Raw genomic sequence first — 25,763 nt, forward strand, 5'->3', positions numbered from 1 at the left:
CGTTCATATATATTTTATATGTGCAGAGCAATGGTACGGTTTCAGCGGAAAGTTTTACATAGAAGCTTTTTTAGCTTCGAATAATTATTACTTTGACTATAAACTTCATGATATACTAACTACTGAGGTGTTCGGATATGAAAAAAGAAACGTTAATTGAATGGTTTGAACAAGGCACAGTTTCAATTCCGAAGCTGCTGTTTAATCACTATAGCGATTTGGGAATGAACGAAACGGAATTCATGACGTTAATGCATATTTATGTTTCCATTGAAGGCGGTGAAGGTTTCCCGACACCTAACGAATTGGCGGCAAAAATGAGTATTTCAAGTGCTGTCTGTATGGATACGCTGCGAGCATTAATTCAGCGCGGCTTTTTATCTATTGAGCAAGATCAACAGCAAAACGCACTTATTTGTGAACGTTATTCATTAAAACCGCTTTGGGAAAAGCTTATTCATCATATGATGCAAGAAACAAGAGAAGTAGAAAAAAGTGAAGAAGAACAAGAAGAGCTTAATTTATATACAATGTTTGAAAAAGAGTTCGGCAGAGCATTGTCTCCGTTTGAATGCGAAACGCTAGCGATGTGGATTGATCAAGATCATCATGATCCCATTATTATTAAAGCGGCACTAAGAGAGTCGGTGATGTCTGGAAAATTAAACTTCCGGTATATTGATCGGATTTTATTTGAATGGAAGAAAAATGGTATTCAGACCATTGATCAAGCCCGCAAGCATAGCCAAAAATTTCGTCAAAATCAACAGCCCAAAAAACTATCTTCTGTTAACCCTTCTCAGTCTACATCAGCCATTCCTTTTTTTAACTGGCTAGAGCAATGACAGGATAAAAAGCTGTTTCAAGATCCAAGTAATTGAATCTTGAAGCAGCTTTTTTAAAAGAATATGGACAAAAGTAGCATTTGACAGGAACCCTATTGTAAAATAGGAGGGAACTACCTGTAAGGAGAAGGAGAACTAGTATGTTAACGTTAAAACAAATCAGACAGTGCTTAGATGCTATGGCGGAAATGTTTCCTGACGCCCACTGTGAGTTAAATCATCGGAATCCCTTTGATTTAGTCATTGCTGTGGCGCTATCTGCTCAGTGCACAGATGCTCTAGTCAACCGCGTAACAGCGGATTTATTCAAAAAATATCAAACGCCCGAAGACTATTTAGCCGTTTCGTTAGAAGAGCTGCAGCAAGATATTAGATCAATCGGCTTATATAGAAACAAAGCTAAAAATATTCAAAAGCTCTGCCGTATGCTCATTGATGAGTATGGAGGAGAAGTTCCAACAGATCGTGATGAGCTGACCAATCTTCCAGGAGTAGGGCGTAAGACGGCTAATGTTGTTGTATCCGTAGCTTTTGGAGTACCGTCAATAGCAGTAGATACGCATGTAGAACGTGTAAGTAAACGCCTTGGGATTTGCAGGTGGAAAGATTCTGTTTTGGAAGTAGAAAAAACGCTAATGAGAAAAGTTCCGAAAGATGAATGGTCAGTTACGCATCATCGACTTATCTTTTTTGGACGCTATCACTGTAAAGCACAGTCTCCTCAATGTCATGTCTGCCCGGTTCTTGATCTTTGCCGAGAAGGAAAGAAACGAATGAAAGGAAAAGAGAAGAAGATAGATGTTACCGATTGAAGTGCCGTCACATTTCATATGCGAACCATTCTATTCAAAAGAAGATCGGATTCTTGAAGTGGGTGGAAAAAATTATTTTGCTTATGATATTTTATACGATGTACATAAAGAAACGAAAACACCCTGGAGGGATGTTCAAAAGAATATACGGCCATTTTTTGAAAAGTGGGAAACTCAAAGGGAAGAACTGCATACGCTTTTTTCTCTGCGAAAAGCAAAAGAAGCAGCCCCTTGTATGAAACAAGCTGCTGCTATGTATATTAGTTTACTGTTTTGGATTAACGGACAGCCCGTTCGGCGTTTAAATCGGCTGCAAGAAGATATAGCGGACCTAACCTATAAGCCTATTAACTGTGCTGAGAGACTTGTGTTTTTGCTGCAGCGAGTTTCTTCTTATCAAGCGTATATTCAGCTGACAGAGTTATTTAATGAGCTGCGTAAGCAGTATGCAAAAATGCTTATTCTTCACAAGAAATAAAGCCCCTACACGTGTAGGGGCTTTTTACTGCTACGTTAATTTTCAGTTGTTGGCTCTTGCTGCGGTGTAGCAGATGTTGACGGCGTCGATGGTGTAGCAGGGGTTGTTGGTGGTGTCTGACTTCCTGAGTCACTTCCACCGTTGTCTGCTGGAGGAGTTGTTGTGCCGCCGTTATTACTGTTGTGGCCGCTGTTACCATCGTTAGCATTGCCGCTATCATTATTGTTATTATCGGTATTGCCGCTATTGTTACCGCCGTTATTGCTGCCATTATTGTTGTTTTGGTTATCATCCGGCTGAGTAGATGAATCGTCACCTTGATCAGAGCCGTTGTTTTGATCAGGGTTGCTATTGTCTTCATTTTGATTATCGTCCGTTGTTCCGTCATCTTCAGGCTTAGTAGAATCATCTTCGGTAGCTTGATCTGATGAATCAGGGACTTTTACAGAAGAACTAGCGCTTTCGCCCGTATTTGTTGTTACGGTGAAACTATACGTTGCGCCTGGTGCTGGGTTGGAAATTGTTTTTCCACCGGCTCCTGCGCCAGATGCGAGTTGTTCAGAACCGTTAGGAGATGACATTGTGACTGTAAAGGTCGTATCACTGGCTGCGTTTGAAGCTGACCAGTTAACTGAAATTGCTCCTCCGCTATACGAAGCAGTAATTTTTGGCTTTACATCTTTATTGTCTTTATTGTCTTTTTTCTCTTTTTTGTCCTCTTTTTTCTCTTCTTTCTTTTCTTCTTTTTCTTTCTTCACAAACGTTTGAGATACTTTTGTCGGTGCAGTACCGCGTACAAAGTATTCTTTAGTAATTAAGCTCGAAGGAGTAGAGCCGCTTGGGCGTTTTAAGTCTTTGCCCGTTGGTTTTTCCACGGAACGTTCAACTACGCTGTCCGGCTGCTTGAAACTTCCTTTAGGTTTGCCTTCAGAAATATGAGTAATAACATGCTTAAAGATATTTTTTGCCATGCCTGTTTCATTAGGACTTAAAATATAGCCATCTTTAGCAGTTTCATAGCCTGTCCATACAGAAATCGTATAGTTTGGCGTAAACCCATTAAACCAAACGTCTTTTTCACCAGCGTCTGGAATGTTGTATCGTTGTTTTTCTGCAGCACTAAAGTTCGAAGTTCCCGTTTTACCCGCAATTTCTAATCCTGGTGTACGAACAGCACGAGCTGTACCATATGATTCGTTTACAACAGATTTCATCATGTCCGTCATCATAAATGCCGTGTAATCTTGCATTGCGCGTTTTGATTTTGGTGTTAAATCAATTTCTGTTCCATCTGGGAATTTTACCTTTGTCACTGTATGAGGTGCATTGTACATACCTTCATTTGCAAAAGCGCTATAGGCTCCAGCCATTTGTAGCGGTGTAACACCTGTACGGAATCCTCCGATAGAATAAGATTCAGAATAAGCTTCGCCGTCTTCTTCGTCTAATTTTAGCCCAAGGCCCGTAGCGAACTCTTTTGCTTTGTCCGCACCGGTTGCTTGAAACGCTTTTAAAGCAGGGATATTCAGTGAACGTCCTAAAGCTTCACGCGCTGAAACCCAGCCTTTATAGTTTCGTCCGAAGTTTCGGATTGGCGTGCCGTTTGAATAATGATATTCTTCATCTTTTAGCGGTTGTCCAGTGGACCACTTTAAGTTCTCAATCGCTGGACCGTAATCTAAGATCGGCTTAATGGTTGAGCCGGGCTGGCGTCTCATATTTGTTGCAAAGTTTAAGCCGCCTGATACACGATTACGTCCGCCTCCAATTGCTTGAATACCGCCTGTTTCATTATCTACAACGACAAGACCTGCTTGGAATTTATCGTTCGGGAAGTTGACTACTTTGTTATTCATCACATCATCCACATAGTCCTGAGCATTAGTGTCAAGCGTTGTATAAATTTCTAAGCCCGCAGAAAATGGATCCGCGTCTGTTTTCTTTTTTACTTCTTCGATTACTTGATCAATAAATACATCGTACTTAGATGTTGATTCAGTTTGTTTAGCTAAGTGAGCCTGTACATCTACTTGTTTTGCTTTGTCGGCCTCGGCTTGTGTAATGAAGCCGTTTTTAGCCATTAAGTTTAATACTGTGTTACGGCGTTTAGTAGCATTCTCTGGGTTTGTAACTGGGTTATAAGTAGTTGGCGCTTTTGGTAAGCCTGCCAACATAGCAGCTTCATCAAGAGTTAAATCTTTTACGCTTTTAACTCCGTAAAATTTCTCAGCTGCTCGTTCAATACCGTATACTTCACCTGATGCGAAATATATTTTGTTTAAATACATTTCAAGAATTTGTTGCTTGGAATATTTACGCTCAAGCTGGTAAGCTAACCACATTTCTTGTACTTTACGTTTAACCGTCTTCTTTGGTGATAAGAACGAATTCTTTACCACTTGCTGAGTAATCGTGCTACCGCCCTCAGCACCGAAGCCGTTTTTAAAGTTCGCCATTAATGCTCCGCCAATTCGGTAAAAGTCGACGCCGTGATGTTTATAAAAACGAACGTCTTCCGTAGCGATAAATGCGTTTTTGACGACTTGAGGGATTTCATCGTATTGCACATATGTACGTTTTTGAGCTCCAATTTCTTTTACAACTGTCTTTCCATCGTTTGCATATACTTTAGATGAAAAAGAGTTTTTTAATACCGAGTCATCAACTTTTGGAGCATCGCTTATCATAGCAAAAAAAGTTCCCACTCCGGCAATGAGCCCGATGATTCCTATTAGTAAAACTGCGGCAACAATTTTACGAAATAGGCCTCCTTTTTTCTTCTTTTTCGGTTTTCCTTGAGATTTACCTTCTGGTTTGTTGTCATTCATAGCTCTTCGTCGTTCTTCACGAGAGCGATAATTATCTGACATAAAAACTCCTACCTTTCAACGCATTGTAAGAGAATGATTTCCGTAAACATATATATCATACTCTTAAAAGTATAATTTATCTATAGTTTTTATGTAATCGATTCTCGGATGGTAACCAAGTTCGATGAAATGTCCTTTTTTTTCAATATCTGCCTTAGGGATTGATTTTCGTCCATCTTTTTTCATGGCATCCCAATAAGGAAAAAGGAACTGTGCTTCGAACAAGTATATTTCTTGTAAAGTAGAGAACATTAATATAACGAAACAAATCCCGTTTTGTTTCACAATTTGCTTCATATGTTCAATTTGATGTTCATGAAAATTACGCAGCGGAAATGAGGTTTTATTTCTCGTTTCTTTTGCTTCAAAGTCAAGGTGTTTTCCTTTATAGACTCCATTATAGTCTGTAGTAGAAGCCTGTTTAAAATAAGCTTCCTTAATAACAGCGGCACTTCTCTTCGGATAGTCTACTTTTACAATTTGAACAGGGGTTGGTTTTTTGTGAACAATGGCTATTCCTTTTGAAACATAGTATTCGTTTGTTTCGTTTAAATCGTCCTCCAGCGTCATACCACGATTGCTATAGCTAGCTTCTAGCTTTTTAGGGGAAGGACTGCTGGTATTCAATGGCTTATAGGCCTTTCCGTTAGGATAGCGAATCATAACCATCACTCCTTTAGTGTAAATCTATTAAACAAACAAATTCTATTATACCAAATCCTACAAATAAAAATAGATGAAAGAAGATGAAGAGATGTCACTCAATAGTTCGGAACAAGCGCTGTTGACGGCGATTAAAAAAACCACAGACAAGCTGAATATTGATAATATATCAAGAACCCAGGCTTATGCAACTTTTTATCATAGATATCCTGAAGTAAAGTGGGCATTTCTCGCAAGTATGGTGTCACGAAACGCAGGATGGAATATGTGTGATTTGCAAGGGAAAAACATGAAAAAAGCGTTATCAAAGCAAACGCGCGATTTATTATTTTTGACGTATGAAAGAGCAAATTGGCTTATTTTTAAAGATGTCTTCCCGCAATTACTATTGTATGCTGTTTCGCGTAAAAAACATGTCTCTTACGTTCATTTACTTCCCTATTTAAATGTTTCATCTTTTATCGAAGAGCAGTGGAGACAATTTATGCAGAGACCTTGTGAACTGCAGCTTATTCATGCGTTAATTGTGAATGAGCAGCATGTTATTCAACAGCCCGTTATTGAACAGCCTTTTTATCAAGATAGAGTGTTTAAAAGTACGCTGTTTTTTTTTCAAGATATATTCCACTTTAGTTCCGTCCTTTTTCCTACTACAAAAGGGGAGCTATACGGTTGTTCTGTTCATGATTTTACAAAAGTAAATAATCGGATTGATTTGGGAAAGAAATTAGCGGCTTTATTATTTCATGAAAAGTATTATCCCTTGTTTTATGAATTTTCTTTAAAAACAAAGCATACGGGTTCGAGATACGATTATGAGCAGTATTTTGTGAATGAAATCAGTTGCCGTACACCTGCTCTTCGAAAGGTGTATCCGGCTATTAGACATCATGAAAAGAAGAGAGAAGAGTGGTTTTTAACGAAAAAAGAGGAGCAAAAGCTTATGAAAAAGCCGTCTTTTCCAAAGAAAGTTCATTTTACAAAGTGGTATCTTCAAAAGCAAAAGCAGCTGTATATATTAATGAAAGTAGCGCAAGTATTTAATGTAAATAAAAACGGTCACAAGTGACCGTTTTGTTCTTAAGTAGAAGGCTGGTTAGGACCGTTTAACTTTTTAGGATCACCGTAGGTTTTTGTTTCAGGCTTATTTTTAGGCTGTGATTTTTGCTGTTTGTTGGCCATATCTAGGCACCTCCTATCATGTTGTAATAAACGTTCAGCAGCGGAATGTATCTGCTTAGCTGAAATGTCTATACTAGTGTTTTCAATATGTTCACTTTCGATTCACCATAAACGAAAATGTCGAAAACATCTTTCTTTGACGAATAGAAACTAGTTTTGTCATGTGTGAAGGGACAATGAAGAAAAGAGAGAATACGTTATGCAAAGGAAAATTTGGAGGGATGGCGATGAAACAAAGTATGGTTAAAACAAGCGAAATGATGACTTTATTAGATAGCTTACTAGAGCAAGTAGATTTAGTGGATAAAACGATGTCTACATCTATAAATGAAGCATTTACACATTGTGAAGAAACATATATGGAACAAGTTCATCGCATTGACCAATCACTGCAAGAAATTGAAGTAGCTGTATATGAAAGCATGCCTTCCGAAACAGAATGGAATAGAAGCCGAAGAGAAATGGTTCTTCATACAGTATAAAGACTGTTTATGTTACAATAGTCATCGTAGAGGTGACGAATAACGATGAATGAAGATGTGAAAAAAAGTACGGAGATCATGTTTCAATATAATGAAGTAGCTGTAGAACGATTAGCGTCTATTCAACAGGAAGAAAATTATGAAGTGAAATTTTTTGAAGAAGTAAAGCCTTATGGAGATATTTTCTTCAAAGAACTTGATGAATGGGCTAGTCTCGTAACGGAATGGCTGAAGAAAGAGCGACCAAAATATATTCATGTTAATCAAGTAGAGACGTTAAAAGAAAATTTACAAAACGTTGTACTACAGTCGTTTTATCCCGAGACGCGAGAAAAGCGATTTAAAAAGATGTATCACTCAAATAAGTATGTGCTCGAGTCGATATTGAATAATTAATCCCGGCCTTCCGTTGAGACTTATAAGGTGGGGATTTTCTATGTATGAGATTGTGACAAAAGTATTTTACACGAAATGAAAAACGAACTATCGATCAAAACTTTTGATTCGTAGTTCGTTTTTTTTGATGAGAAGCATAGGTTTCATTTGTTTTGTTCCTTCTAGCAGTTGATTGGAGATCAACTGCGGTGTCATAAGCGGTTCAGCTCATGTATCCCATTTGTTCGTCTCAAGATTGGATTCATTTTGTTATGTCCCAGCCTCTTTTTATCATATCAATCAAAGTCTTTTTGAGATTGGATAGAAACAGCTGGGTGATCTTGTGAAGCGACTGTATCGATATGATAATCAACTTTTTCAGTATGTTTAGAAGCAACGGCGTTATTTGTTTTAGTTGCTGCACTTTGGCCTTGCTTTTTATGATCAAAATGTTTTCCACGACTCATGAGATAGACCTCCTTTATTGAATACTACGTTAAAGCTTTTATAGTATAAACAAGTCAAAAAAGAAGTATGTGTCCACTTTATAGGAAACAAAGAAACCACCGATTTCTCGGTGGTAGTAAAAAAATTAATCATCTTGTGCACTAAAATCGGGCTTAGTAGCTCCAATTTGTTCGAGTTCACGTACAGCGGCTTTGTAATTCATAGGAGTTAAAAAACCTTTTAAATACTGCTGCTGAGCAAAATCGAGTAATTCATTACTTGACTGCGGCTCATACTGTTTCACCGCAATAAAAGCTTCTTGAAGTTCGTTCACATACATGTAAATTCCCTCCTAATCCCCATTTGTGCCACTACGTATCGTAGTATCACTTGTTCTTATCGTACCATATATTTAAATAATCTCGTTTTTTTGAAAAATTTAAACTTTCGACAGAAACCTACATATTTTTGAATGTGTTTTCCAAAAGTACAAGTAGACGAACGTCACCTCTTATTTCTGCATACATACTATATATTATGTAATATTAAAAAGGAGGTATTGATTTTGCATGTATACAAGTAAGCATTATCCGTATTATGAGCAACATCAACCAGAACGTTTTGATTTAAGTCAGGTACATCCATTTCCGCAGTATCATCAGCAGCCATGGACGGAAGCTTATATGCCGCAACATCCGTACGCTCAGCAACAAATGCCTTTTGGTCCTCAGCAAATTCCCTACATGAACGGAATGTACCAGCAGCCCATGTACAATAATGCAGGTGCGCCTTTTAATCCATACCCTAAAGCTCAGCAACAAAAGCCTCAGCCTTCTCAATTTCAGTCATTAATGTCTCAGTTTAAATCGAGTGATGGCAATTACGATATGAACAAGATGATGAATACTGCGGGGCAGATGATGGGAGCCATGAACCAATTAACATCCCTAGTTAAAGGGTTTTCCGGGATTTTCAAAGTATAAGGACTAGAAGGTGTTTTCTAGTCCCTGCTTATTATTTTTTCTTTTGATTTTTCAAATAGGTTTCTCCAAGAAGTGTAAATACTTCATTGTAAGTTAATCCAGACTGAGCATTTAAACGTTTGACTTCTTCGACATCTGTTGTTGATGAAGTTGAAATTTGATGCTTGCTTTTTTTCATAAAACCTCTCCTTCTCTATGTAAAATGAATAACATCCCATCTTAGTATATTTCCAAATGTGCCCTACTATAAGTGGAAAAAAACGCCGAAGACACTCATGGTTCTTCGGCTTTTTTTTGCAATAAGAGGATGAGTGTTTAGGGAAATTAAGAACGACGAGAGCGGCGAGTTCCACGAGAAGAACGGCGTGAACGACGAGAAGAACGGCGGGTACTGCGGGAAGAACGGCGTGAACGACGAGAAGAACGGCGGGTACTGCGGGAAGAACGGCGTGAACGACGAGAAGAGCGGCGGGTACTGCGGGAAGAGCAGCGTGAACGACGAGAAGAGCGGCGGGTACTGCGGGAAGAGCGGCGTGAACGACGAGAAGAGCGGCGGGTACTGCGGGAAGAGCGGCAAGTTCCACGAGAAGAACGGCGTGAACGACGAGAAGAGCGGCGGGTACTGCGGGAAGAGCGGCGAGTTCCACGAGAAGAGCGGCGAGTACTGCGAGAAGAACGACGAGAAGAACCACGAGAAGAACCACGAGAAGAACGGCGACGTCTTGTCAGAGGGCCGGCAGTCGGCTCTTGAAACATAAAAGATTTTAATTCTGTACACTCCAGGGCCTCTGCAGCCTCTTTAATTTTTTGAGCTGTAATATGCAATTAAAAAACCTCCTATATATTGGACTAGGTATTGTCTTAATAGGATACGTTGCAGTATTGATTTTTGATATAGGGCAAAAGTGGAATTTAAATAAATAGTTGATAGGATGAGGTATCACGGCGAATTTGAGGTTCATATAATTTATTAATTGAAGAAAGGTGGTCAAGTAATGAAACAAAAAGAAATTCCTCAATACGCTTTGTTTGTAAATGTAAAAGATTTAAAAGAAATGCACAGAGACATTTGGTCAGAAGAAGTCGTTCAGGCAACGATGAAATTTAACAAAAAGCGTTACGATATTGATTTGCTGCTAAGAGGCTCACATATTCGTAAGATGAAGAAAAAGTCATATTATATTGAATTTTATTCCCCAAAAATCTTTCAGTATTCTAAAGAAATACATTTGAACGCTGAATACAAAGATCCATCCCTTATGCGCAACAAATTGTCCCTCGATTTTTTCTCCTCCTTAGACGTTTTATCTCCTCACTCTCAGTTTGTTACCCTCACGATTAATGGGAAAAACGAAGGAGTATATCTTCAGCTTGAATCGGTAGATGAACTATTTTTAAAAAAAAGAAATTTAGCGGATGGATCCATATTTTATGCAGTGGACGGAGATGCTAATTTTTCTTTAATGAGTGATTTGGATAAAAAGCCGAAAACATCCTTATTATCAGGTTATGAAGATAAAGTAGTGAAACAAGGAGATAAGGAAAAATTAGAACAGTTTATATTTAATGTTAACACATGGACAAATACAGAATTCGAACAGAATATTGAGAAGTATCTAAACGTCGACCGGTACTTATCTTGGTTAGTTGGTATTATTTGTATGCAAAATTATGACGGTTTTGTTCATAATTATGCTCTCTATCGAAACCATGACAGTGGACGTTTTGAACTGATTCCATGGGATTATGATGCGACTTGGGGAAGGGATGTAAATGGAAAAGTAATGGAAGGAGATTATGTCCGTGCACAAGGATTCAACACGCTTACAGCTCGTTTGTTGGCAGTAGATGGAATTAAAAAGCGTTATATTAAAAAGATGAACAATGTTCTAAATAATCAATTTACAGTGGAATATATGAAGCCCATTGTCTATCAAATGCACGAAGAGCTTAAACCTTATATTTTGAAAGATCCTTATGTAAAAAATAATATAGAACAATTTTATGAGGAGCCGGCATTTATTTTATCTTTTATAAAAGACCGAACAGCATATATTAAAAATAATCTTCTCACTTTTTAGATACCATAGAATGATAGGCAAAAGTGGAATTTGTTAATAATAGGCGAATGTACGAAATCAATAGCTGTACATGATACGTATATATACAGTATGAATGACCAATATGGATGACTAACAAGGAGGAAAAAGAATGGAAAACTATTATTATTATTATGGGCAAAATCAAGGTCAAAATTCAAATCCAAACCGGAAACGCAGCCACAGCAAAAATGCAAATCGGCCTGATAAAGGCTATTCTTCGCAGTTTAAACCTTTAAAAGGAAGAATGGTGACTGTTTATCGAGGAGGTCCTGAATCAAAAACAGGTTATTTACTTGATGTTCAGTCTGATTATTTAATATTAGCAGTAGAAAGCGATAACAATAATAACAACGATGAAAACAATAATGAAGGAAATAGCAACCAAAACAACCAAAACAACCAAAATAACCAAAATAATCAACAAGAATATACTGTTGTATATTATCATTTATCCCATGTTAAGAGTATTACGGAAGATGCTATGTCAAATTCAGCACAGACGTTTACCGGGTTTGATAATGAGGGTACTTTAGAGTTGTATAGAGGCAAGACATTTGCCAGTACTTTATCATTACTGAAAAGTAAATATGTTCAAATAAATCAGGGTGGTCCTGAGAAAAAAGCAGGTCAGCTACTTGACGTATTAGGTTCGTCAGAGTCTGCTTACCTTGTGTTACTGTCGGAAGATGATGGTGTTGTCTATATCAATGTTGAACATGTGAAAAGTATAAGTGAATATCAAAATGATAATAACAATAATAACAATAATAACAATCAAATGAATAATCAATTTGCTACAAATCAGGAACCAACTTATATGAAATCAAAAACCTTTAATAATTTATTTACTCATCTATCACACAAATGGGTATCAATCAATGGCGGCGGTCCAGAGGCTGTAGAAGGTGTATTGGTGCAAAGCCGGAATGGTACTTTTACCCTTGTTCAGGACAATCAAGTATTACGCTTACAACCAAGACATGTTAAAACCATTTGTGTAGGAGCAAAGGGATCTTTTAAACAAAATAATAATCAAGATGATGAGCAGAAAGAGGAAAATACAAATACTGAAGACGGAGGATCAGCAGAAGGCACTCCAGAAGGTCGTACAGGAAGAAGCCGCCGCACAGGTTCATATTCGTCAAGAAAAAGCCGCCGCACAGATTCACACTCATCAGCGTCAAGAGAGCAAGTCATCCAAACAAAAAATTATCGCTGGAAAGCATAATGAATAAGAACAAAAAAGGTGCTTATAAAGCACCTTTTCTGTCATATAGGAAAGGGGGAGGAGAATGAGTATCAATCGCTATATTAATAAAATTGTAGAAGTAGATATTTCAGGAAATACTAAGTTTGTTGGCAGACTTGTTGACCTAGGATTAGATGTCATGATTTTGTATAATGGACATGATTATTTGTATATTCCTCTTTTACACATGCATCGTTTGCGGGAAGTATCAGAAGAAGACTATACGGTTTTACGTGAAATAGAAGAGAACTTAATAGAAGAAAGTCAGCGGATTTCTTATCGTAATATTTTACAGCAGGCAAAAGGGAAATTTATTGAAATTTATGTAACAGGAGGAAAATCATTGCATGGCTATATTACAAGCGTGCTGAATGATTATCTTGTGTTTTATTCTCCAGTGTATAAAAATGTCTTTGTTTCTCTGCATCATTTGAAATGGCTTACCCCTTACAGTAATGAGTTAACCCCTTATTCTTTAAGTGACAAAGAGCTCCCAGTAAGACCTGCCTCTGCACCTTTTGTCAGAAACTTTGAAGAGCAGCTTAAAAAATATGAAAATCAACTGGTCGTATTAGATTTAGGGGATCAATCAGAAAAAATTGGCGTACTTAAAGAAGTTTCTAATAATATTGTTGAACTAATTACGGCAAATGGAGAAAGTATGTATTGGAAGTTAGCTCACGTAAAATCTGTACACTTGCCTTAGAAAAAGAGACCTCGCTTTCGTCTCTTTTTTTATGTGCTTATCAGGACAAGTATATTGAATAAACAAATGAGACGATTTAAATTTTTTAGAAAATTATGTTGACAATACAGAAAATCTCTATTAAAGTTATTAACAACAAACGTTAATCACCAACAATTATATAGAACTCTTATCCAGAGTGGCGGAGGGACTGGCCCTGCGATGCCCGGCAACCATCAAATGAAACATTCATTTGAACGGTGCTAATTCCTGTGGAACATCAGTATTGTTCTAACAGATGAGAGAAATCGTGTATAAACGAACACTCTTCCATCTGTGAAGAGTGTTTTTTATTTTGAGTTAAGGAGAGAAATAGATGGAAATTGAAACTTTATTAGTTCGTTCAGGAGTAGGCCGTGACCCTTCAACAGGTTCTATTACAACACCCATTTACCAAGCATCAACATTTGCTCATCCTGCTTTAGGGCAAAGTACAGGATTTGACTATGCACGTACGGCAAATCCTACTCGTACAGCATTGGAAGAAGCAATTGCTGCTTTGGAAAAGGGAGAAGTAGGAGTAGCATTCGCTTCAGGAATGGCGGGTGTAATGGCAGTTTTAGCACTATTTAAAAACGGAGATCATTTAATTGTATCAGAGGATTTATACGGAGGAACGTACCGAGTACTAAATGAAATTTTTTCAGAGCAAGGAATTACTGTTTCGTACGTCAACACAGCCCATCTCGAACAAGTAAAAGATGCGCTTCGTCCCAATACGAAAGCTTTATTTATTGAAACACCTACGAATCCAATGATGCACGTGACTGATTTGCCAGAAGCAATTGCGTTAGCTAAACAGCATGATTTGCTTACTATCGTTGACAATACCTTCATGTCCCCTTATTATCAGCGTCCTTTAGAGCTTGGAGCAGATATTGTGATACATAGTGCAAGCAAATACATTGGGGGTCATAATGATGTAGTTGCTGGTCTTGTAGTGGCTCGATGTAGTAGCTTAGGAGAGAAAATTCGTTTTTATCAAAATGCAGCTGGGGCAATCTTAGGTCCACAGGATAGCTGGCTGTTATTACGCGGTGTTAAAACGCTAGCGCTTCGTATGGAAAAGCATAATGAAAATGCACTGAAAATTGCAAATTGGCTTACTGCTCATGATCTCGTGGAAAAAGTGTATTACCCTGGTCTTGAAACACATCCAGGCTATGAAATCATGAAGAAACAAGCAACTGGATTTGGAGGCATGATTTCTTTTGCTGTCTCACACCCTGACATCGTTTCAGTACTTTTAGAAAATGTCAAAGTTATTACATTTGCAGAAAGCTTAGGGGGCGTGGAAAGTTTAATGACATTCCCAGCTCGTCAAACACATGCTGATATTCCGGAAGAAATTCGAAATCGTGTCGGAGTAACAAACTGTTTACTGCGATTATCAGTTGGAATTGAGCACGCAGATGATTTAATTAAAGATTTGAAGGAGGCATTTGATGCATACCAACAATAATAAATATAGATTTGGTACGAACTTAATTCATGCAAATACAGGAATTGACGGTCATTTTGGAGCGGTTAACGTACCTATTTATCAGGTATCTACATTTAACCAAGAAGATGAGACGAACAACGGCCGCTATGACTATTCTCGTTCAGGAAATCCAACTCGTGAGGCTTTAGAAAACACCATTGCTCAGCTAGAAAATGGATACGCTGGTTTTGCTTTTTCATCAGGTATGGCTGCTATCTCATCGGTGTTATCTATTTTTGAATCAGGGGATGAAATTTTAGTTTCACATGATACGTACGGCGGGACATATCGTGTATTAACACGGTTATTTTCAAAGTTTGGTATCAAAACAACTTTTGTTGATACAACGAAGGTTGAGAAAGTAGAAGAAGCTATCACAAAAGATACGAAGGCTATTTATATCGAAAGCCCTTCAAATCCATTTTTACAGGTAACGGATATTAAAGCAGTAGCAAGTTTGGCGAAGGAGCGCAACCTCCTTACAATTGTGGATAACACGTTTTTAACACCTTATCTACAGCAGCCGATTGACCTTGGCGTAAATATTGTGATTCATAGTGCTACAAAATATATCAGCGGTCACAGTGACGTCATTGGCGGTCTAGTTGTGGTAAGCGATGAAAAGCTAGCAGAAGAAGTAAAGTTTGTACAAAATGCTTTTGGTGCTATCTTAGGACCGCAGGATTGTTTTTTACTGCTTCGAGGAATTAAGACATTAAAAGTTCGTTTAGATCAGCAGTTAAAAACAGCGCTGCAGTTTGCAAAGTGGCTTGAAGAACAATCTCTAGTGAGCCGTGTATACTACCCGGGTTTAAAAAGTCATCCAGACCACAAACTGATTTCAGAACAAGCAAATGGATATGGAGCTATGATTTCTTTCCAAGTACAGGATGAAAAAGTAGCGCGACATATTTTACAAGGAGTCAAATTGGCTTCAATTGGCGTTAGTCTAGGTGCAGTTGAATCCATTCTAACGCATCCTGCAACAATGTCTCATGCGAGTATCCCAAAAGAAGTGCGTGAAGAAAAAGGAATTACTGATTCACTTCTTCGCCTTTCAGTAGGGTTAGAGGAATTCGAGGATTTGAAGCAAGACTTTAACGCTGTTTTTCAAAGCTTAGAAGAAAAGGCGTTAATTAAATAAAGAAAAGAGACTGGGACAAAAGTATTCTAGTTAAAGTTAAACAAGAACTATTAATCAAAATTACTGATTAATAGTTCTTGTTTTTTGTTGTCACGGTGAACGTAGGTTTCATCTATTTCGTTGCTTCTAGCGGTTGATTGGAGGGCAAGGCGAAGACTCCTGTGGGAAAAGCGGAAGGGGTGAGACCCCGCAGGAGCACAAGCGACGAGGAGGCTCATCGGCCGCCCGCGGAAAGCGAAGTCTTGCACGGAAATCAACCGCGGTGTCACAAGCCGTTCAGCTCCTTTATCCCATTTGTTCGTCTTTACACTGGATTGATATCCGTTATATACAGCTATCTAAAAGGTTTGTGTATAGGGACGTAAGCGCAACTTTTTCATCAGAGGAAAGACTGCTGTTTAGAATTCTTTTTATGCCAAGATGATATTTTACATACGGTGTTTGCCGGACGCGTGGATGAGTCATTTCATCTTTTAAATCCTTCATAATGGCTTCGTGAAGCTGATCTTCACTTGTCGTGGCTTGTTTAGAAGCGAACGAACGGTTCAACCATAGGGTTTGATAAGCTGCTAGTAAATGTTCAGAAGTCATTGTGCAAAGAGCTCCTTTAGATTAGTTTCTTCATTATAATAATCTATAGTTTACCATAAGTATTAATACGTGTACGTAACTTTTACAGAAGCAGATACAGTCAAGGACTGAGCTTGAATAGGGGGAGAGGCTGCTAATAACTTAGGCGAGGAGCCAGATGACTGATAGACGGGGCCTTCTTCGATTAAAATGGGGATTTGGTTAATAGGGAGCTGCAGCGTGTTGGCAATGGTAAAGGCCTTTTCCTTAGCGTTAAGCAAAGCTTTACTTATCGCTTCTTGTTCATATTTATCATCATTTGTAACGTGGAATTGAAGATCTTGCGCTACGTTGGCTCCGCTTGAAAAAGTAGCGTTATAGACATCGCCAGCTTGTTTTACATCTTGTACTCTTACTCTAAATAAGTGCTGTACTTCGTATCCTGTAAGAGTCGATTTTCCATCACTGTAATCATATTTAGGGTTTATGGTAAACGAAGCTGTTTCAATTTGCTGGTCATTGATTCCAAGTTTTTTTATCTCTTGCAGCAAAGTATTTGAAACAGCTGAATTTTCTTTTAAGGCTTCTTGAACGTCTCGGTTTTCCGTGCGGGTTCCAATCGTCATGGAAATTTCATTGGGAACTGCTGAAACACTTCCTTCCCCAATTACTTTAATTTCTCTATTTTGTGTATCTACGCGCAGTTGCTGTGTAGGTTCATAAGGGAAATAAGAATGTTGCATACCAAAAACCTCCTTTATTGATCTTTAGTATATATATGATAAGAAAAGGAGATTAAAAACAAAAAAAGATTGAGACATAACTAAATCAACCGCTAGAAGCACCTACATACATGAAACCTACATTCACCATACCAATAAAAAAATCCGAACGAATTTGATTCTTCATCAAGAATCAAATTCGTTCGGATCTTCCTTCAACTAACATACTTTTCTTCAGCTTCTTTTTGTTTATTTCGATTCTTTTATTAAGATTTCTTTCATTTCAATGAATTGATTTTGAACATCGTTTGACGGTTTCTTTGTTAGTAAACTTACAATAATAACAGCTAATAAGCTTAAAAAGAACCCAGGAATCATTTCGTAAAGGGCATCCTTCAATGGAGTATTTACCCAAATTAATACTGTAGCAGAACCTACAATCATCCCTGCAAGTGCTCCCCATCGAGTCATACGCTTCCAGTAAAGACTTAGTAAAATAGCAGGACCAAAAGCTGAACCAAATCCAGCCCAAGCATATCCAACCAGCCCTAAAATCGTATCACTAGGTTTTAAAGAAAGCAAAATGCCAATAATTGCAACACCTAAAACCGCAGCTCTTCCAACCGTCACAAGCTCTTTGTCAGAGGCCTTGCGTCGGAAAAATGTTTTATAAAAGTCTTCTGTAACAGAGCTTGCCGTTACAAGCAGCTGAGAAGAAATGGTACTCATAATTGCCGCTAGTAAAGCTGCATATAAGAATCCAGTAATTAACGGATTGAAGAGTATATCCGCAAATTTAATAAAAATAGTTTCAGGATCTGCTAGTTTCATACCTGTTTTTTCTACATATGCAATCCCAACAAGTCCTGTCAGCATAGCACCAATAATAGAAATAATCATCCAGCTCATTCCAATACGACGTGCGGGTTTTAACTCCTTAACAGAGGAGATAGCCATAAAGCGAACGATAATATGAGGCTGCCCGAAATAGCCAAGTCCCCAGGCTAAGAAAGATATAATACCTAAAACGGTCGTACCTTTAAAAATGTCAAGATATGCTGGATTAATGTCCTGTACAATATCTATTGTTGTGTTAACGCCTCCAACATTGGTGAAAGCTACAATAGGTACTAAAACTAAGGCAAGAAACATAATAACACCTTGAACAAAATCTGTTAAACTAACGGCTAAAAATCCGCCGAAAAGGGTGTAGGCAATAACAACAGATGCTGTTACAAATAAGCCAATTTGATAATTCACACCAAATGCCGATTCGAACAATCGTCCGCCTGATACCATACCAGCTGAAGTGTAAAGAGTGAAGAAAATAAAGATAACAATCGCTGATACTGTTCGAAGAATCTTGGCATGGTCGCCAAAGCGGTTTTCAAAAAAGTCTGGAATTGTAATGGAGTCATTCGCTACTTCCGTATAAGTGCGAAGACGCGGAGCGAGGATTAAATAATTTAAATAAGCACCAATAGATAAACCTACTGCAAGCCATAAACTTGAAAGACCTGTCACATACATGGATCCTGGAAGCCCCATTAACATCCATCCACTCATATCTGAAGCGCCAGCTGAAAGCGCAGTAACGGCCGGACCTAGTCCGCGTCCGCCTAGCATGTAACCCGATACGTCTTGAGTTGTTTTTGTGTAGGCATACCATCCTATTCCAAGCATTCCTACAAAATAAATGCCCAGTGAAATATAAACACCAATATCCACCAAATCTCCCCTTTATGCATTTTTTATGCACGAAACGAGCACTGCTCGCCATGCAAACATCTTATGGTTTCTAAAACTAACAAACTTTTCCCTTACTATCAACCCACAAAACCGTAAATTACCTAAGTCTAAAATCCCCTAAACCTTTATATTATAGATATGAAAACGTTTTCAAAATAAAGTAAAATAAAAATATTCAGAAATTTACAAGCGCATTTTTTATGCAATATTTTATGCAATAGGTAAAATGAAAAGAGCATTTTATAAAATGCTCTTTTGACATTCATGTATATTAGCGTGAGTTCGGGAATACGCGGCGAACAACTTCTGAAAACTCGTCAAACAGTCCAGAGACTGGTTTGCCGGTTTGAAGCTTGTCTACATATCCGTTCATACGGTTTACAAAGTCAGGGTTTGTTGATACAAACACTCGATGAACACTGCCGTCAGCTTTTCTCACTTCATGTGCGATCTTATGCTCCATATCTTTTGTGAGATTACCTTCTTTGTTATCGTCTAATACAGCTGCTACGTAAGCTGTATGATCGGTTACGATTACGTTAGCATCTTTAACGTTTTTTAACGCTACGATACGATCAGCAGCCACATCGGCTACTCTCATTCCGCCCGACTGGTTATATTGTTCTTTTTCGTTACGCTGTACATCTTGCGTATCGTTTACGTCATTCATTTTCGTTTTATTGTTTCCATTTTCATATGTGACGTTGCGGACTGTATCATCATCAATGACGCCATCTTTACCTTGATCTGCTGTGCTGCAGCCGAATAAAGAAAGGGTCGTCATGCAGCCTACAACAAACAAAAACGATTTCTTCATGATAGTATCACTCCTTATAAGTTTTAACCTTTCTTATAATTTGTTAAAAACGTGTGAAGCATACATGAAAAATATAAAAAAGCCTATACTATCGAAAAAGGAGGAATATGTATGAGTGGAATTCAACAAAGCATATTTGTGCTTCATACAAAAGAAGAAAACCATGAAGAAACAACAACGTTTGCACTAACTTCAGAAGAAGCTAAGTTATTATTTGAGACCCTGCAAAATAAACGAAAAGAAATTATCGACGCCCATATTGATAACATGTTGACGTAAGGAAGATCAATATTTTGCAAAACGGCTGAGCCATATGCTAAGAATGGCCCAATATTTGCATTCTACATATAGGTATAGTATAATGTAAACGCAACCAAATTTAATAAATGTAATGAATACTAAGTTTGACCATACACTCGAATTAGATTTAGTGAAAATTCACTTGTTATAAAGGAGATCTACTTCGCGTAGGTCTCTTTTATAATATGTGAATTTTTTATTTACGGTATAAATGTAAATATAGAGTAACATATTAAAATTTTTACATTTTTTGGAGGTTTTTTACATGGCTACTACAGGTACAGTAAAATGGTTTAACAGTGAAAAGGGCTTCGGTTTTATCGAAGTACCAGGCGAAAATGACGTATTCGTTCATTTTTCAGCTATCCAATCTGAAGGCTTCAAAACATTAGAAGAAGGCCAAAAAGTTGAATTTGAAATCGTTGAAGGTCAACGTGGACCTCAAGCGGAGAATGTTGTAAAATTATAATTCAACGCTACATATGAAAGCTGCCGATAGGCAGCTTTTTTTATACAAATTTGTTTTATTTGTATGATTAAGAAAATAGAGTAAAGTAGGGGAGAAGGGAAGGCATGAGTTCATTTCATTGCTGTGCCACATGTGAACATTTTCGAAGCATTAAATTGGATAAGGGAATGAAGTATCGATGCAAAAGACTAGGCTATGAAACCCGTCCTTCTTATCAGTTTACATGCTGGGAGCCAAAAGAAGTAGTTAAAAAGCTAATGGAAAAACGAAATCAAAAATGAGGATTGGACATAACGCAATCAATTCAATCTACAGACGAACAAATGAGATAAATGAGCTAGTAGGGATCGTTTTTTACACAACAGCTAGAAGCAGTTACATACATAAAACCTATGTTCACTCTACCAATGAAAAAATCCGAACGAGTTTGATTCTCCACCAAGAATCTCGATTCATCGTTCGGATTTTCCTTCAACTAAAATACGTTTGTCCCAGTCTCTTTTAATTATTCCTCGTTATTTGTACCTTCCTCTGAAGGTAAGTGCTTCCCGCAAAACTCTTTTACAGCTTCTTCTTCCTCTTCTTCAAGGTCGAAGTCTAATACTTTATTTGTTGAAACTTCGTAAAAATGAGTTTGGGCAATAGAAGTGTTATCTTCGCCTTTAATATATACTAAGCGTAGTGCTAGGTCGTTGCCCGTATATAATTCATCATCTTCTTCTACCTCAATGTATAAATGAAATTCATAGCGTTCACCTAGAAGGAGACCAAATGGATCCTGCAATTGTTCAGCTGTATATTCTTTAATTGTAAACATATGTACGTCCTTTCCATATATCAGTAAAATGCTTGCATCATCTATTATAGTTTTTCTTTGCAAAGAAAGAAAGTGCAGGCGTAATTCATGCACGGATTTATTCCTTGATCATTCTATTTAGCGAATCGATGGCGCAAGGACTTCGATGATTTACTTAAAGGCGGAAGAAACGCGCGTATGTTTTTGCTTATACATGGCAGCATCTGCTTTTTGAATTAATGTATCTAGGTTGGCGTCGTCTGAAGGCGCACATATAATAAATCCGTAACTCGCAGACAGTGCATATGCCTTATTAAATTCTTTCTTTTTATTTTCTAGCTGTTCATTAATATTTTGCCACAGCTTTTGTACGTATTCTTCCGTTTGTTCAGGAGCTATTAATAAAAACTCATCGCCTCCGTACCGAAAGAGCGTATCATCTTTGCTAATATAACCACTAATTGATTCTGCAATTGTTTTAATAACCCAGTCGCCTTCTCTATGACCGTATTGATCATTTACTAGTTTTAAAGAATTAATATCGATAAAACATAATAGAAAAGGTGTATCATTGGTTTTAGCTCTCAGCAGTTCCAGCTGCAGTTTTTCCATTCCGCTTCTTCGATTTAAAATTCCCGTTAGCATATCAGTTGAAGCGTGCAAGCTCAATTCATGCTCTACTGCTTTTAAATCGGTTATATCGGTAATACCTGCGAGTATGCAGCTTTCGCTTTGATACTCTAGTAATTCATAATTGATCATAACCCACTTAGAATCTCCATGTTCACGTGCTTCTAGGATGTAGTTTTTTACATATTTCTCTTGTTGAAGACGTTTTAAAATATCCTCTCGATCTTCATCGGTAGGATAGATTATAAACCCGTCTATTTGATCAAGATCTTGAGAAGCAAGATTGTAAAAATGAATAGCTTTATTGTTAATGAGCAGCACTTTGTGGTCGGATAATCTCGTTAATAGTAAAGGATAGGGATTAATTTTGAACAGCGTAAAAAAATTACGTTCGCTTTCTTTTAGCTGTAAATGATTCATATATTCTTTGTGACGGTATGTATAAAGAATGTATGAAATAAGTAAAGCGATAGCAACTGCTGCAGTTGTATTGATCTGCTTTGAAATAAGAGAAAAAGAATCTGGTACATATCGTGATAAGCCGTATAGTAAAAAAAGATGGTTAGGAATAAAAATGATGCACAGATGTTTTAATTTCATAGGACATAAAACAGCTGTGGAAATCAAAAGCATCATATACACGTCTACGCGACCTGTGAAAAGCTGACTGTTAATAGTAGAAAGGGCTGCAGCAAATACGTAATAAAATATATAGCCATATACAATGGTGCTTAAGTAGTTAGCAAACCGTTCTTTTCTCTTACTAACATAATAGAAAAATAAATAAAGAGAGGAGATAGCAAAACTAGTGAAATGAATACCAATTAGTGTATGTCTAAACTGAGATGTCCCCGCATGTTGAAGTAAAGAAAACCCTATATAAATATAAATAGGATAGGAAACTACAAGAGCAAGTGAAACTAGCTTGACTCTCTGTTGAAGCATCTCTGCATTCGTTTTATCGAACATTTTATCTTTATTAACTTCTCTTCGGGAAGGAAAACGATATTTCTTCAGAAAGGAGAAAGGTAAAAGCGAAAGAAGAAATGACATGATCATCATCTCCATATCTTTTTTTAGGTATTTTAGCATGTTTGTATAAGAAAAGACATGAATTTTTTAGATGAGAATGTCTGCTTTTTGATCAAGAAAAAGCATAAAGATTTACATGATTAAAGGTGAGGCCAAAGAGCCTCACCTTTTTATTGAAGTTTATTGGATTCAGCATGCCGTACAAACATGGTCTCATCTTCTACTAAGCCGCAAGCTCCGCACTGAATACGTTTTTGCGGTCCGTTATAAGCAGCGTGAAAGGCATCGAGCGTATCGTTTGTGTATTCTTCTACGACGTCTCCGCTTCTTGGGTCCATTTTTACAGGTTTTGCATTTTGTTCAATGATATTAAAGCGCGTTCGATTTGTTTTGCAGCTAGGGCAAAGATAAGGGCTTCCCATTTTTAACATCTCCTTGAAAAATTTACTGTATTAATACCATGTCCGAATCCCCCAAAAACATACAAAAACTTATTGTTTTCTATCGAACGTTCATTCGTTAAAATAGAAGCAGGTGATGAAAATGAGAATACGAAAAAACTTACAAGAAGTAATGGATATCTTGCAAACGAATCCGTCATATCAGAAAAATATTGTTCATTGGCATACAATCGAAGAGAAAGAAGCTAAAACTGCGCCATTTCCGGCTTCTTTGCATACGAAACTGCGGCAAGCACTTGAGAACCGAGGAATTGGTTCGCTTTATACGCATCAAAAAACAGCGTTTGATTTGGCGACATCTAAGAAGAATGTTGTGGCTGTGACGCCGACAGCATCGGGGAAAACATTGTGCTACAACCTGCCGGTACTTCAAAGTATTATGGAGAATGATCAGGCTAGAGCTCTTTATTTGTTTCCAACAAAAGCGCTTGCCCAAGATCAAAAAAGTGAATTAAATGAAATCATTGAAGAAATGGAAGTACCAATCAATAGCTACACGTATGATGGAGATACTCCGGCAAATATCCGTCAAAAGGTAAGAAAAGCAGGTCATATTGTTATTACGAATCCAGATATGCTTCATTCAGCTATTTTACCTCATCATACTAAATGGGTATCACTGTTTGAAAACCTGAAGTACATTGTGATTGATGAACTTCATACGTACCGCGGTGTTTTTGGAAGCCACGTAGCCAACGTTATACGCAGGTTAAAGCGAATTTGCCGCTACTATGGAAGCAATCCTATCTTTATTTGTACATCAGCGACCATCGCTAACCCAAAAGAACTCGCTGAACATTTAACGGGAGCTCATGTTATGTTAATAGATAACAACGGAGCGCCTAGCGGCCGCAAGCATTTTATTTTTTATAACCCGCCTATTGTTAATAAACCGTTAAATATTAGAAGAAGTGCTACGCTTGAAGTGCGAAATATTGCAGGAGAGTTTTTGAAAAATAAAATTCAAACGATTGTATTTGCACGAAGCCGAGTACGAGTGGAAATTATTTTAACGTATCTGCAGGAGCTCGTAAAAAACCAGCTTCAAAATAAGTCTATTCAAGGGTACCGCGGAGGATATTTGCCGAAGCAGCGACGCGAAATAGAAAGAGGACTTCGAGAGGGAAGTATTTACGGGGTAGTCAGTACGAATGCTTTAGAGCTAGGAGTAGATATCGGGCAGCTGCAGGTGTGTGTGATGACAGGTTATCCAGGCACGGTTGCAAGCGCTTGGCAGCAAGCAGGACGAGCAGGGAGACGTCACGGAGAAGCCGTCATTGTGATGGTCGCAAGTTCAAGTCCGCTTGATCAGTATATGATTCAGCATCCGGACTACTTTTTTAGCAGAAACCCAGAAACAGCTCGAATTAATCCTGATAATCTTGTTATTTTAGTCGATCATTTAAAATGTGCGTCCTATGAGCTGCCGTTTAAGCAGGGAGAAACATTTGAGGGGGTAGAAATTGAAGACGTGCTGGAGTTTTTGCAAGAAGAGCGAGTGATTCATTTTAGCGGAGACAAATGGTACTGGATGAACGATTCGTTCCCAGCTCATAATATCAGTCTGCGTTCTGCATCCCAAGAAAATGTTGTCATTATTGATCAATCGGACGTTGCAAATGTGAAAGTAATTGGAGAAATGGATCGGTTTAGTGCCATGACGCTTCTTCATGATGAGGCGATTTACTTGCATCAAGGCATTCAGTATCAAGTAGAATACTTGGACTGGGATGAGAAAAAAGCGTATGTTCGTGAAGTCGATATAGACTATTTCACCGATGCAAACTTAGCGGTTAACTTAAAGGTGCTAGAAGCTGATAAAGAACGGATGGAGAGAACATATTCAATTGGTTATGGCGATGTAATGGTCAGCGCTATGGCTACGATATTTAAAAAAATAAAGTTTGAGACGCATGAAAACATAGGGTCAGGTCCCATTTCACTTCCAGAAGAAGAGCTTCATACAAATGCCGTGTGGCTAAGCTTTGAAAAAGAACAGTTTTACGAATCTGAAGAACGATTGGAACAAGCGCTCATTTCCGTGGCAAATGCCCTTCAGTCAATTGCACCGCTTATGGTGATGTGCGATCCGTCTGATTTACATGTAGTGCCTCAGGTAAAAGCGGTGCACAACGAACAGCCGACTATCTTCTTATATGATCGATACCCGGGAGGCATTGGGCTAAGTGACAAAGTGTACGAACAAATGAATGATGTGCTAAGTCAAACCAATCAATTAATTGTAAATTGTTCTTGCGAAAGCGGCTGTCCGTCTTGTATCGGTATGGAAGCACAGGGAGAACACGCAAAAAGCGATGCGCTCGTGCTGCTACAACAACTGCAAAGTAGGTGAACTC

31 protein-coding genes, 1 pseudogene and 1 riboswitch are annotated in these 25,763 nt (G+C 38.0%); of the genes and pseudogenes, 18 read left to right on the forward strand and 14 right to left on the reverse strand.

What is annotated here, in order from left to right; genetic code table 11:
- The first annotated feature begins 137 nt into the window (after positions 1–137).
- From AC0C45_RS10480 to AC0C45_RS10490, 3 genes are all read left to right on the forward strand, one after another.
- Entirely contained in the window at positions 138–845 is a 708-nt protein-coding gene (locus AC0C45_RS10480) for a DnaD domain-containing protein (RefSeq protein WP_016763459.1), read from the forward strand.
- A 140-nt stretch (positions 846–985) separates the two neighbouring features.
- Positions 986–1,657, forward strand: coding sequence for an endonuclease III (nth, locus tag AC0C45_RS10485; protein WP_034653428.1), 672 nt, complete (start codon positions 986–988; stop codon positions 1,655–1,657).
- Positions 1,644–2,135, forward strand: coding sequence for a YpoC family protein (locus AC0C45_RS10490; protein WP_034653426.1), 492 nt, complete (start codon positions 1,644–1,646; stop codon positions 2,133–2,135). The genes nth and AC0C45_RS10490 overlap by 14 nt, the downstream gene beginning before the upstream one ends.
- Before the next feature lie 35 nt (positions 2,136–2,170).
- Here AC0C45_RS10490 and AC0C45_RS10495 read toward each other — a convergent pair whose 3' ends face one another.
- Positions 2,171–5,005 carry a transglycosylase domain-containing protein gene (locus tag AC0C45_RS10495; RefSeq protein WP_280168967.1) on the reverse strand — a complete coding sequence of 945 codons (2,835 nt, stop codon included), beginning with the start codon at positions 5,003–5,005 and terminating at the stop codon, positions 2,171–2,173.
- A 63-nt stretch (positions 5,006–5,068) separates the two neighbouring features.
- Positions 5,069–5,668, reverse strand: a complete 600-nt coding sequence (gene recU, locus AC0C45_RS10500) for a Holliday junction resolvase RecU (protein WP_014460963.1) — start codon at positions 5,666–5,668, stop codon at positions 5,069–5,071.
- Between the two features lie 73 nt (positions 5,669–5,741).
- Here recU and AC0C45_RS10505 point away from each other — a divergent pair, with 73 nt between their 5' ends.
- Complete coding sequence (locus tag AC0C45_RS10505) at positions 5,742–6,737, forward strand: DUF2515 family protein (RefSeq protein ID WP_237893711.1); 996 nt, start codon at positions 5,742–5,744, stop codon at positions 6,735–6,737.
- An 11-nt stretch (positions 6,738–6,748) separates the two neighbouring features.
- On the opposite strand, the gene AC0C45_RS10510 is transcribed toward AC0C45_RS10505, so the two are convergent.
- Entirely contained in the window at positions 6,749–6,850 is a 102-nt protein-coding gene (locus AC0C45_RS10510; protein WP_016763465.1) for a hypothetical protein, read from the reverse strand.
- A gap of 227 nt (positions 6,851–7,077) precedes the next feature.
- Between AC0C45_RS10510 and AC0C45_RS10515 the strand changes: the two genes are divergently transcribed.
- Entirely contained in the window at positions 7,078–7,332 is a 255-nt protein-coding gene (locus AC0C45_RS10515) for a hypothetical protein (RefSeq protein WP_013056112.1), read from the forward strand.
- 45 nt (positions 7,333–7,377) lie between these two features.
- Positions 7,378–7,728, forward strand: coding sequence for a YppE family protein (locus AC0C45_RS10520; protein WP_013056113.1), 351 nt, complete (start codon positions 7,378–7,380; stop codon positions 7,726–7,728).
- 275 nt (positions 7,729–8,003) lie between these two features.
- On the opposite strand, the gene AC0C45_RS10525 is transcribed toward AC0C45_RS10520, so the two are convergent.
- Together AC0C45_RS10525 and AC0C45_RS10530 are read right to left on the reverse strand one after the other, a co-directional pair.
- On the reverse strand, positions 8,004–8,174 hold the full coding sequence (locus AC0C45_RS10525) for a hypothetical protein (RefSeq protein WP_013082336.1): 171 nt from the start codon (positions 8,172–8,174) through the stop codon (positions 8,004–8,006).
- A 125-nt stretch (positions 8,175–8,299) separates the two neighbouring features.
- Positions 8,300–8,494, reverse strand: coding sequence for a YppF family protein (locus AC0C45_RS10530; protein WP_013056115.1), 195 nt, complete (start codon positions 8,492–8,494; stop codon positions 8,300–8,302).
- 229 nt (positions 8,495–8,723) lie between these two features.
- On the opposite strand from AC0C45_RS10530, the gene AC0C45_RS10535 reads away from it, so the two are divergent.
- The gene (locus AC0C45_RS10535; protein WP_013056116.1) at positions 8,724–9,137 is read left to right on the forward strand and encodes a YppG family protein; all 414 of its coding nucleotides are present in this window, start codon (positions 8,724–8,726) and stop codon (positions 9,135–9,137) included.
- A 31-nt stretch (positions 9,138–9,168) separates the two neighbouring features.
- Here AC0C45_RS10535 and AC0C45_RS10540 read toward each other — a convergent pair whose 3' ends face one another.
- Entirely contained in the window at positions 9,169–9,315 is a 147-nt protein-coding gene (locus AC0C45_RS10540) for a hypothetical protein (RefSeq protein ID WP_016763466.1), read from the reverse strand.
- 133 nt (positions 9,316–9,448) lie between these two features.
- On the opposite strand from AC0C45_RS10540, the gene AC0C45_RS10545 reads away from it, so the two are divergent.
- Positions 9,449–9,895: a hypothetical protein gene (locus AC0C45_RS10545; protein ID WP_257063105.1), complete on the forward strand. Its 447-nt coding sequence runs from the start codon at positions 9,449–9,451 to the stop codon at positions 9,893–9,895.
- Positions 9,896–9,914: 19 nt separating this feature from the next.
- Here the strand turns inward: AC0C45_RS10545 and AC0C45_RS10550 are convergent.
- A pseudogene (locus tag AC0C45_RS10550) lies at positions 9,915–9,962 on the reverse strand (hypothetical protein); the annotation flags it as partial.
- A 170-nt stretch (positions 9,963–10,132) separates the two neighbouring features.
- Between AC0C45_RS10550 and AC0C45_RS10555 the strand changes: the two are divergent.
- The 6 genes from AC0C45_RS10555 to AC0C45_RS10580 all read left to right on the forward strand — a co-directional run bounded on the left by AC0C45_RS10555 (position 10,133) and on the right by AC0C45_RS10580 (position 16,284).
- Entirely contained in the window at positions 10,133–11,218 is a 1,086-nt protein-coding gene (locus tag AC0C45_RS10555; RefSeq protein WP_047930939.1) for a CotH kinase family protein, read from the forward strand.
- 130 nt (positions 11,219–11,348) lie between these two features.
- Positions 11,349–12,467 (forward strand): spore coat protein, encoded by a 1,119-nt coding sequence (locus tag AC0C45_RS10560; protein ID WP_472928129.1) that lies wholly within the window; start codon positions 11,349–11,351, stop codon positions 12,465–12,467.
- A 64-nt stretch (positions 12,468–12,531) separates the two neighbouring features.
- The gene (locus tag AC0C45_RS10565; protein ID WP_016763469.1) at positions 12,532–13,194 is read left to right on the forward strand and encodes a hypothetical protein; all 663 of its coding nucleotides are present in this window, start codon (positions 12,532–12,534) and stop codon (positions 13,192–13,194) included.
- A 166-nt stretch (positions 13,195–13,360) separates the two neighbouring features.
- A riboswitch (SAM riboswitch) is annotated at positions 13,361–13,478 on the forward strand.
- Between the two features lie 71 nt (positions 13,479–13,549).
- Entirely contained in the window at positions 13,550–14,695 is a 1,146-nt protein-coding gene (locus AC0C45_RS10570; protein ID WP_016763470.1) for a trans-sulfuration enzyme family protein, read from the forward strand.
- Positions 14,679–15,860 (forward strand): trans-sulfuration enzyme family protein, encoded by a 1,182-nt coding sequence (locus tag AC0C45_RS10575; protein ID WP_047930937.1) that lies wholly within the window; start codon positions 14,679–14,681, stop codon positions 15,858–15,860. The genes AC0C45_RS10570 and AC0C45_RS10575 overlap by 17 nt, the downstream gene beginning before the upstream one ends.
- Positions 15,861–15,993: 133 nt before the next feature.
- The gene (locus tag AC0C45_RS10580) at positions 15,994–16,284 is read left to right on the forward strand and encodes a hypothetical protein (protein WP_080967529.1); all 291 of its coding nucleotides are present in this window, start codon (positions 15,994–15,996) and stop codon (positions 16,282–16,284) included.
- Here AC0C45_RS10580 and AC0C45_RS10585 read toward each other — a convergent pair.
- The 4 genes from AC0C45_RS10585 to AC0C45_RS10600 form a co-directional block, all read right to left on the reverse strand.
- A complete protein-coding gene (locus AC0C45_RS10585; RefSeq protein ID WP_257063106.1) occupies positions 16,185–16,451 on the reverse strand; it encodes a hypothetical protein in 267 nt (88 codons plus the stop codon). The genes AC0C45_RS10580 and AC0C45_RS10585 overlap by 100 nt on opposite strands.
- A 62-nt stretch (positions 16,452–16,513) precedes the next feature.
- Positions 16,514–17,173, reverse strand: a complete 660-nt coding sequence (locus tag AC0C45_RS10590) for an SIMPL domain-containing protein (protein ID WP_016763472.1) — start codon at positions 17,171–17,173, stop codon at positions 16,514–16,516.
- 228 nt (positions 17,174–17,401) lie between these two features.
- The gene (gene putP / locus AC0C45_RS10595) at positions 17,402–18,880 is read right to left on the reverse strand and encodes a sodium/proline symporter PutP (protein ID WP_472928130.1); all 1,479 of its coding nucleotides are present in this window, start codon (positions 18,878–18,880) and stop codon (positions 17,402–17,404) included.
- 292 nt (positions 18,881–19,172) lie between these two features.
- Positions 19,173–19,718, reverse strand: coding sequence for a YhcN/YlaJ family sporulation lipoprotein (locus AC0C45_RS10600; RefSeq protein WP_016763474.1), 546 nt, complete (start codon positions 19,716–19,718; stop codon positions 19,173–19,175).
- 111 nt (positions 19,719–19,829) lie between these two features.
- On the opposite strand from AC0C45_RS10600, the gene AC0C45_RS10605 reads away from it, so the two are divergent.
- The 3 genes from AC0C45_RS10605 to AC0C45_RS10615 all read left to right on the forward strand — a co-directional run bounded on the left by AC0C45_RS10605 (position 19,830) and on the right by AC0C45_RS10615 (position 20,768).
- Positions 19,830–19,997, forward strand: a complete 168-nt coding sequence (locus AC0C45_RS10605) for a hypothetical protein (RefSeq protein WP_013056129.1) — start codon at positions 19,830–19,832, stop codon at positions 19,995–19,997.
- 286 nt (positions 19,998–20,283) lie between these two features.
- Positions 20,284–20,487, forward strand: coding sequence for a cold-shock protein (locus AC0C45_RS10610; RefSeq protein ID WP_013056130.1), 204 nt, complete (start codon positions 20,284–20,286; stop codon positions 20,485–20,487).
- A gap of 104 nt (positions 20,488–20,591) precedes the next feature.
- The gene (locus tag AC0C45_RS10615; RefSeq protein ID WP_162837670.1) at positions 20,592–20,768 is read left to right on the forward strand and encodes a hypothetical protein; all 177 of its coding nucleotides are present in this window, start codon (positions 20,592–20,594) and stop codon (positions 20,766–20,768) included.
- 224 nt (positions 20,769–20,992) lie between these two features.
- Here AC0C45_RS10615 and AC0C45_RS10620 read toward each other — a convergent pair whose 3' ends face one another.
- From AC0C45_RS10620 to AC0C45_RS10630, 3 genes are all read right to left on the reverse strand, one after another.
- Positions 20,993–21,304 (reverse strand): DUF6509 family protein, encoded by a 312-nt coding sequence (locus AC0C45_RS10620; RefSeq protein WP_013056132.1) that lies wholly within the window; start codon positions 21,302–21,304, stop codon positions 20,993–20,995.
- A 150-nt stretch (positions 21,305–21,454) separates the two neighbouring features.
- The gene (locus AC0C45_RS10625) at positions 21,455–22,966 is read right to left on the reverse strand and encodes a sensor domain-containing diguanylate cyclase (RefSeq protein WP_472928131.1); all 1,512 of its coding nucleotides are present in this window, start codon (positions 22,964–22,966) and stop codon (positions 21,455–21,457) included.
- Positions 22,967–23,115: 149 nt separating this feature from the next.
- Entirely contained in the window at positions 23,116–23,367 is a 252-nt protein-coding gene (locus tag AC0C45_RS10630; RefSeq protein WP_013056134.1) for a hypothetical protein, read from the reverse strand.
- Between the two features lie 121 nt (positions 23,368–23,488).
- On the opposite strand from AC0C45_RS10630, the gene AC0C45_RS10635 reads away from it, so the two are divergent.
- Positions 23,489–25,759, forward strand: a complete 2,271-nt coding sequence (locus AC0C45_RS10635; RefSeq protein ID WP_472928132.1) for a DEAD/DEAH box helicase — start codon at positions 23,489–23,491, stop codon at positions 25,757–25,759.
- The last annotated feature ends 4 nt before the right edge of the window (positions 25,760–25,763 follow it).

The organism is Priestia sp. VA7 (genome assembly GCF_055710015.1).

Coding starts and splice junctions, on each gene's coding strand:
- AC0C45_RS10480 (WP_016763459.1), top strand. CDS start 138: ATGAAAAAAGAAACGTTAATTGAATGGTTTGAACAAGGCACAGTTTCA.
- nth (WP_034653428.1), top strand. CDS start 986: ATGTTAACGTTAAAACAAATCAGACAGTGCTTAGATGCTATGGCGGAA.
- AC0C45_RS10490 (WP_034653426.1), top strand. CDS start 1,644: ATGTTACCGATTGAAGTGCCGTCACATTTCATATGCGAACCATTCTAT.
- AC0C45_RS10495 (WP_280168967.1), bottom strand. CDS start 5,005: ATGTCAGATAATTATCGCTCTCGTGAAGAACGACGAAGAGCTATGAAT.
- recU (WP_014460963.1), bottom strand. CDS start 5,668: ATGATTCGCTATCCTAACGGAAAGGCCTATAAGCCATTGAATACCAGC.
- AC0C45_RS10505 (WP_237893711.1), top strand. CDS start 5,742: ATGAAAGAAGATGAAGAGATGTCACTCAATAGTTCGGAACAAGCGCTG.
- AC0C45_RS10510 (WP_016763465.1), bottom strand. CDS start 6,850: ATGGCCAACAAACAGCAAAAATCACAGCCTAAAAATAAGCCTGAAACA.
- AC0C45_RS10515 (WP_013056112.1), top strand. CDS start 7,078: ATGAAACAAAGTATGGTTAAAACAAGCGAAATGATGACTTTATTAGAT.
- AC0C45_RS10520 (WP_013056113.1), top strand. CDS start 7,378: ATGAATGAAGATGTGAAAAAAAGTACGGAGATCATGTTTCAATATAAT.
- AC0C45_RS10525 (WP_013082336.1), bottom strand. CDS start 8,174: ATGAGTCGTGGAAAACATTTTGATCATAAAAAGCAAGGCCAAAGTGCA.
- AC0C45_RS10530 (WP_013056115.1), bottom strand. CDS start 8,494: ATGTATGTGAACGAACTTCAAGAAGCTTTTATTGCGGTGAAACAGTAT.
- AC0C45_RS10535 (WP_013056116.1), top strand. CDS start 8,724: ATGTATACAAGTAAGCATTATCCGTATTATGAGCAACATCAACCAGAA.
- AC0C45_RS10540 (WP_016763466.1), bottom strand. CDS start 9,315: ATGAAAAAAAGCAAGCATCAAATTTCAACTTCATCAACAACAGATGTC.
- AC0C45_RS10555 (WP_047930939.1), top strand. CDS start 10,133: ATGAAACAAAAAGAAATTCCTCAATACGCTTTGTTTGTAAATGTAAAA.
- AC0C45_RS10560 (WP_472928129.1), top strand. CDS start 11,349: ATGGAAAACTATTATTATTATTATGGGCAAAATCAAGGTCAAAATTCA.
- AC0C45_RS10565 (WP_016763469.1), top strand. CDS start 12,532: ATGAGTATCAATCGCTATATTAATAAAATTGTAGAAGTAGATATTTCA.
- AC0C45_RS10570 (WP_016763470.1), top strand. CDS start 13,550: ATGGAAATTGAAACTTTATTAGTTCGTTCAGGAGTAGGCCGTGACCCT.
- AC0C45_RS10575 (WP_047930937.1), top strand. CDS start 14,679: ATGCATACCAACAATAATAAATATAGATTTGGTACGAACTTAATTCAT.
- AC0C45_RS10585 (WP_257063106.1), bottom strand. CDS start 16,451: ATGACTTCTGAACATTTACTAGCAGCTTATCAAACCCTATGGTTGAAC.
- AC0C45_RS10590 (WP_016763472.1), bottom strand. CDS start 17,173: ATGCAACATTCTTATTTCCCTTATGAACCTACACAGCAACTGCGCGTA.
- AC0C45_RS10600 (WP_016763474.1), bottom strand. CDS start 19,718: ATGAAGAAATCGTTTTTGTTTGTTGTAGGCTGCATGACGACCCTTTCT.
- AC0C45_RS10605 (WP_013056129.1), top strand. CDS start 19,830: ATGAGTGGAATTCAACAAAGCATATTTGTGCTTCATACAAAAGAAGAA.
- AC0C45_RS10610 (WP_013056130.1), top strand. CDS start 20,284: ATGGCTACTACAGGTACAGTAAAATGGTTTAACAGTGAAAAGGGCTTC.
- AC0C45_RS10615 (WP_162837670.1), top strand. CDS start 20,592: ATGAGTTCATTTCATTGCTGTGCCACATGTGAACATTTTCGAAGCATT.
- AC0C45_RS10620 (WP_013056132.1), bottom strand. CDS start 21,304: ATGTTTACAATTAAAGAATATACAGCTGAACAATTGCAGGATCCATTT.
- AC0C45_RS10625 (WP_472928131.1), bottom strand. CDS start 22,966: ATGTCATTTCTTCTTTCGCTTTTACCTTTCTCCTTTCTGAAGAAATAT.
- AC0C45_RS10630 (WP_013056134.1), bottom strand. CDS start 23,367: ATGGGAAGCCCTTATCTTTGCCCTAGCTGCAAAACAAATCGAACGCGC.
- AC0C45_RS10635 (WP_472928132.1), top strand. CDS start 23,489: ATGAGAATACGAAAAAACTTACAAGAAGTAATGGATATCTTGCAAACG.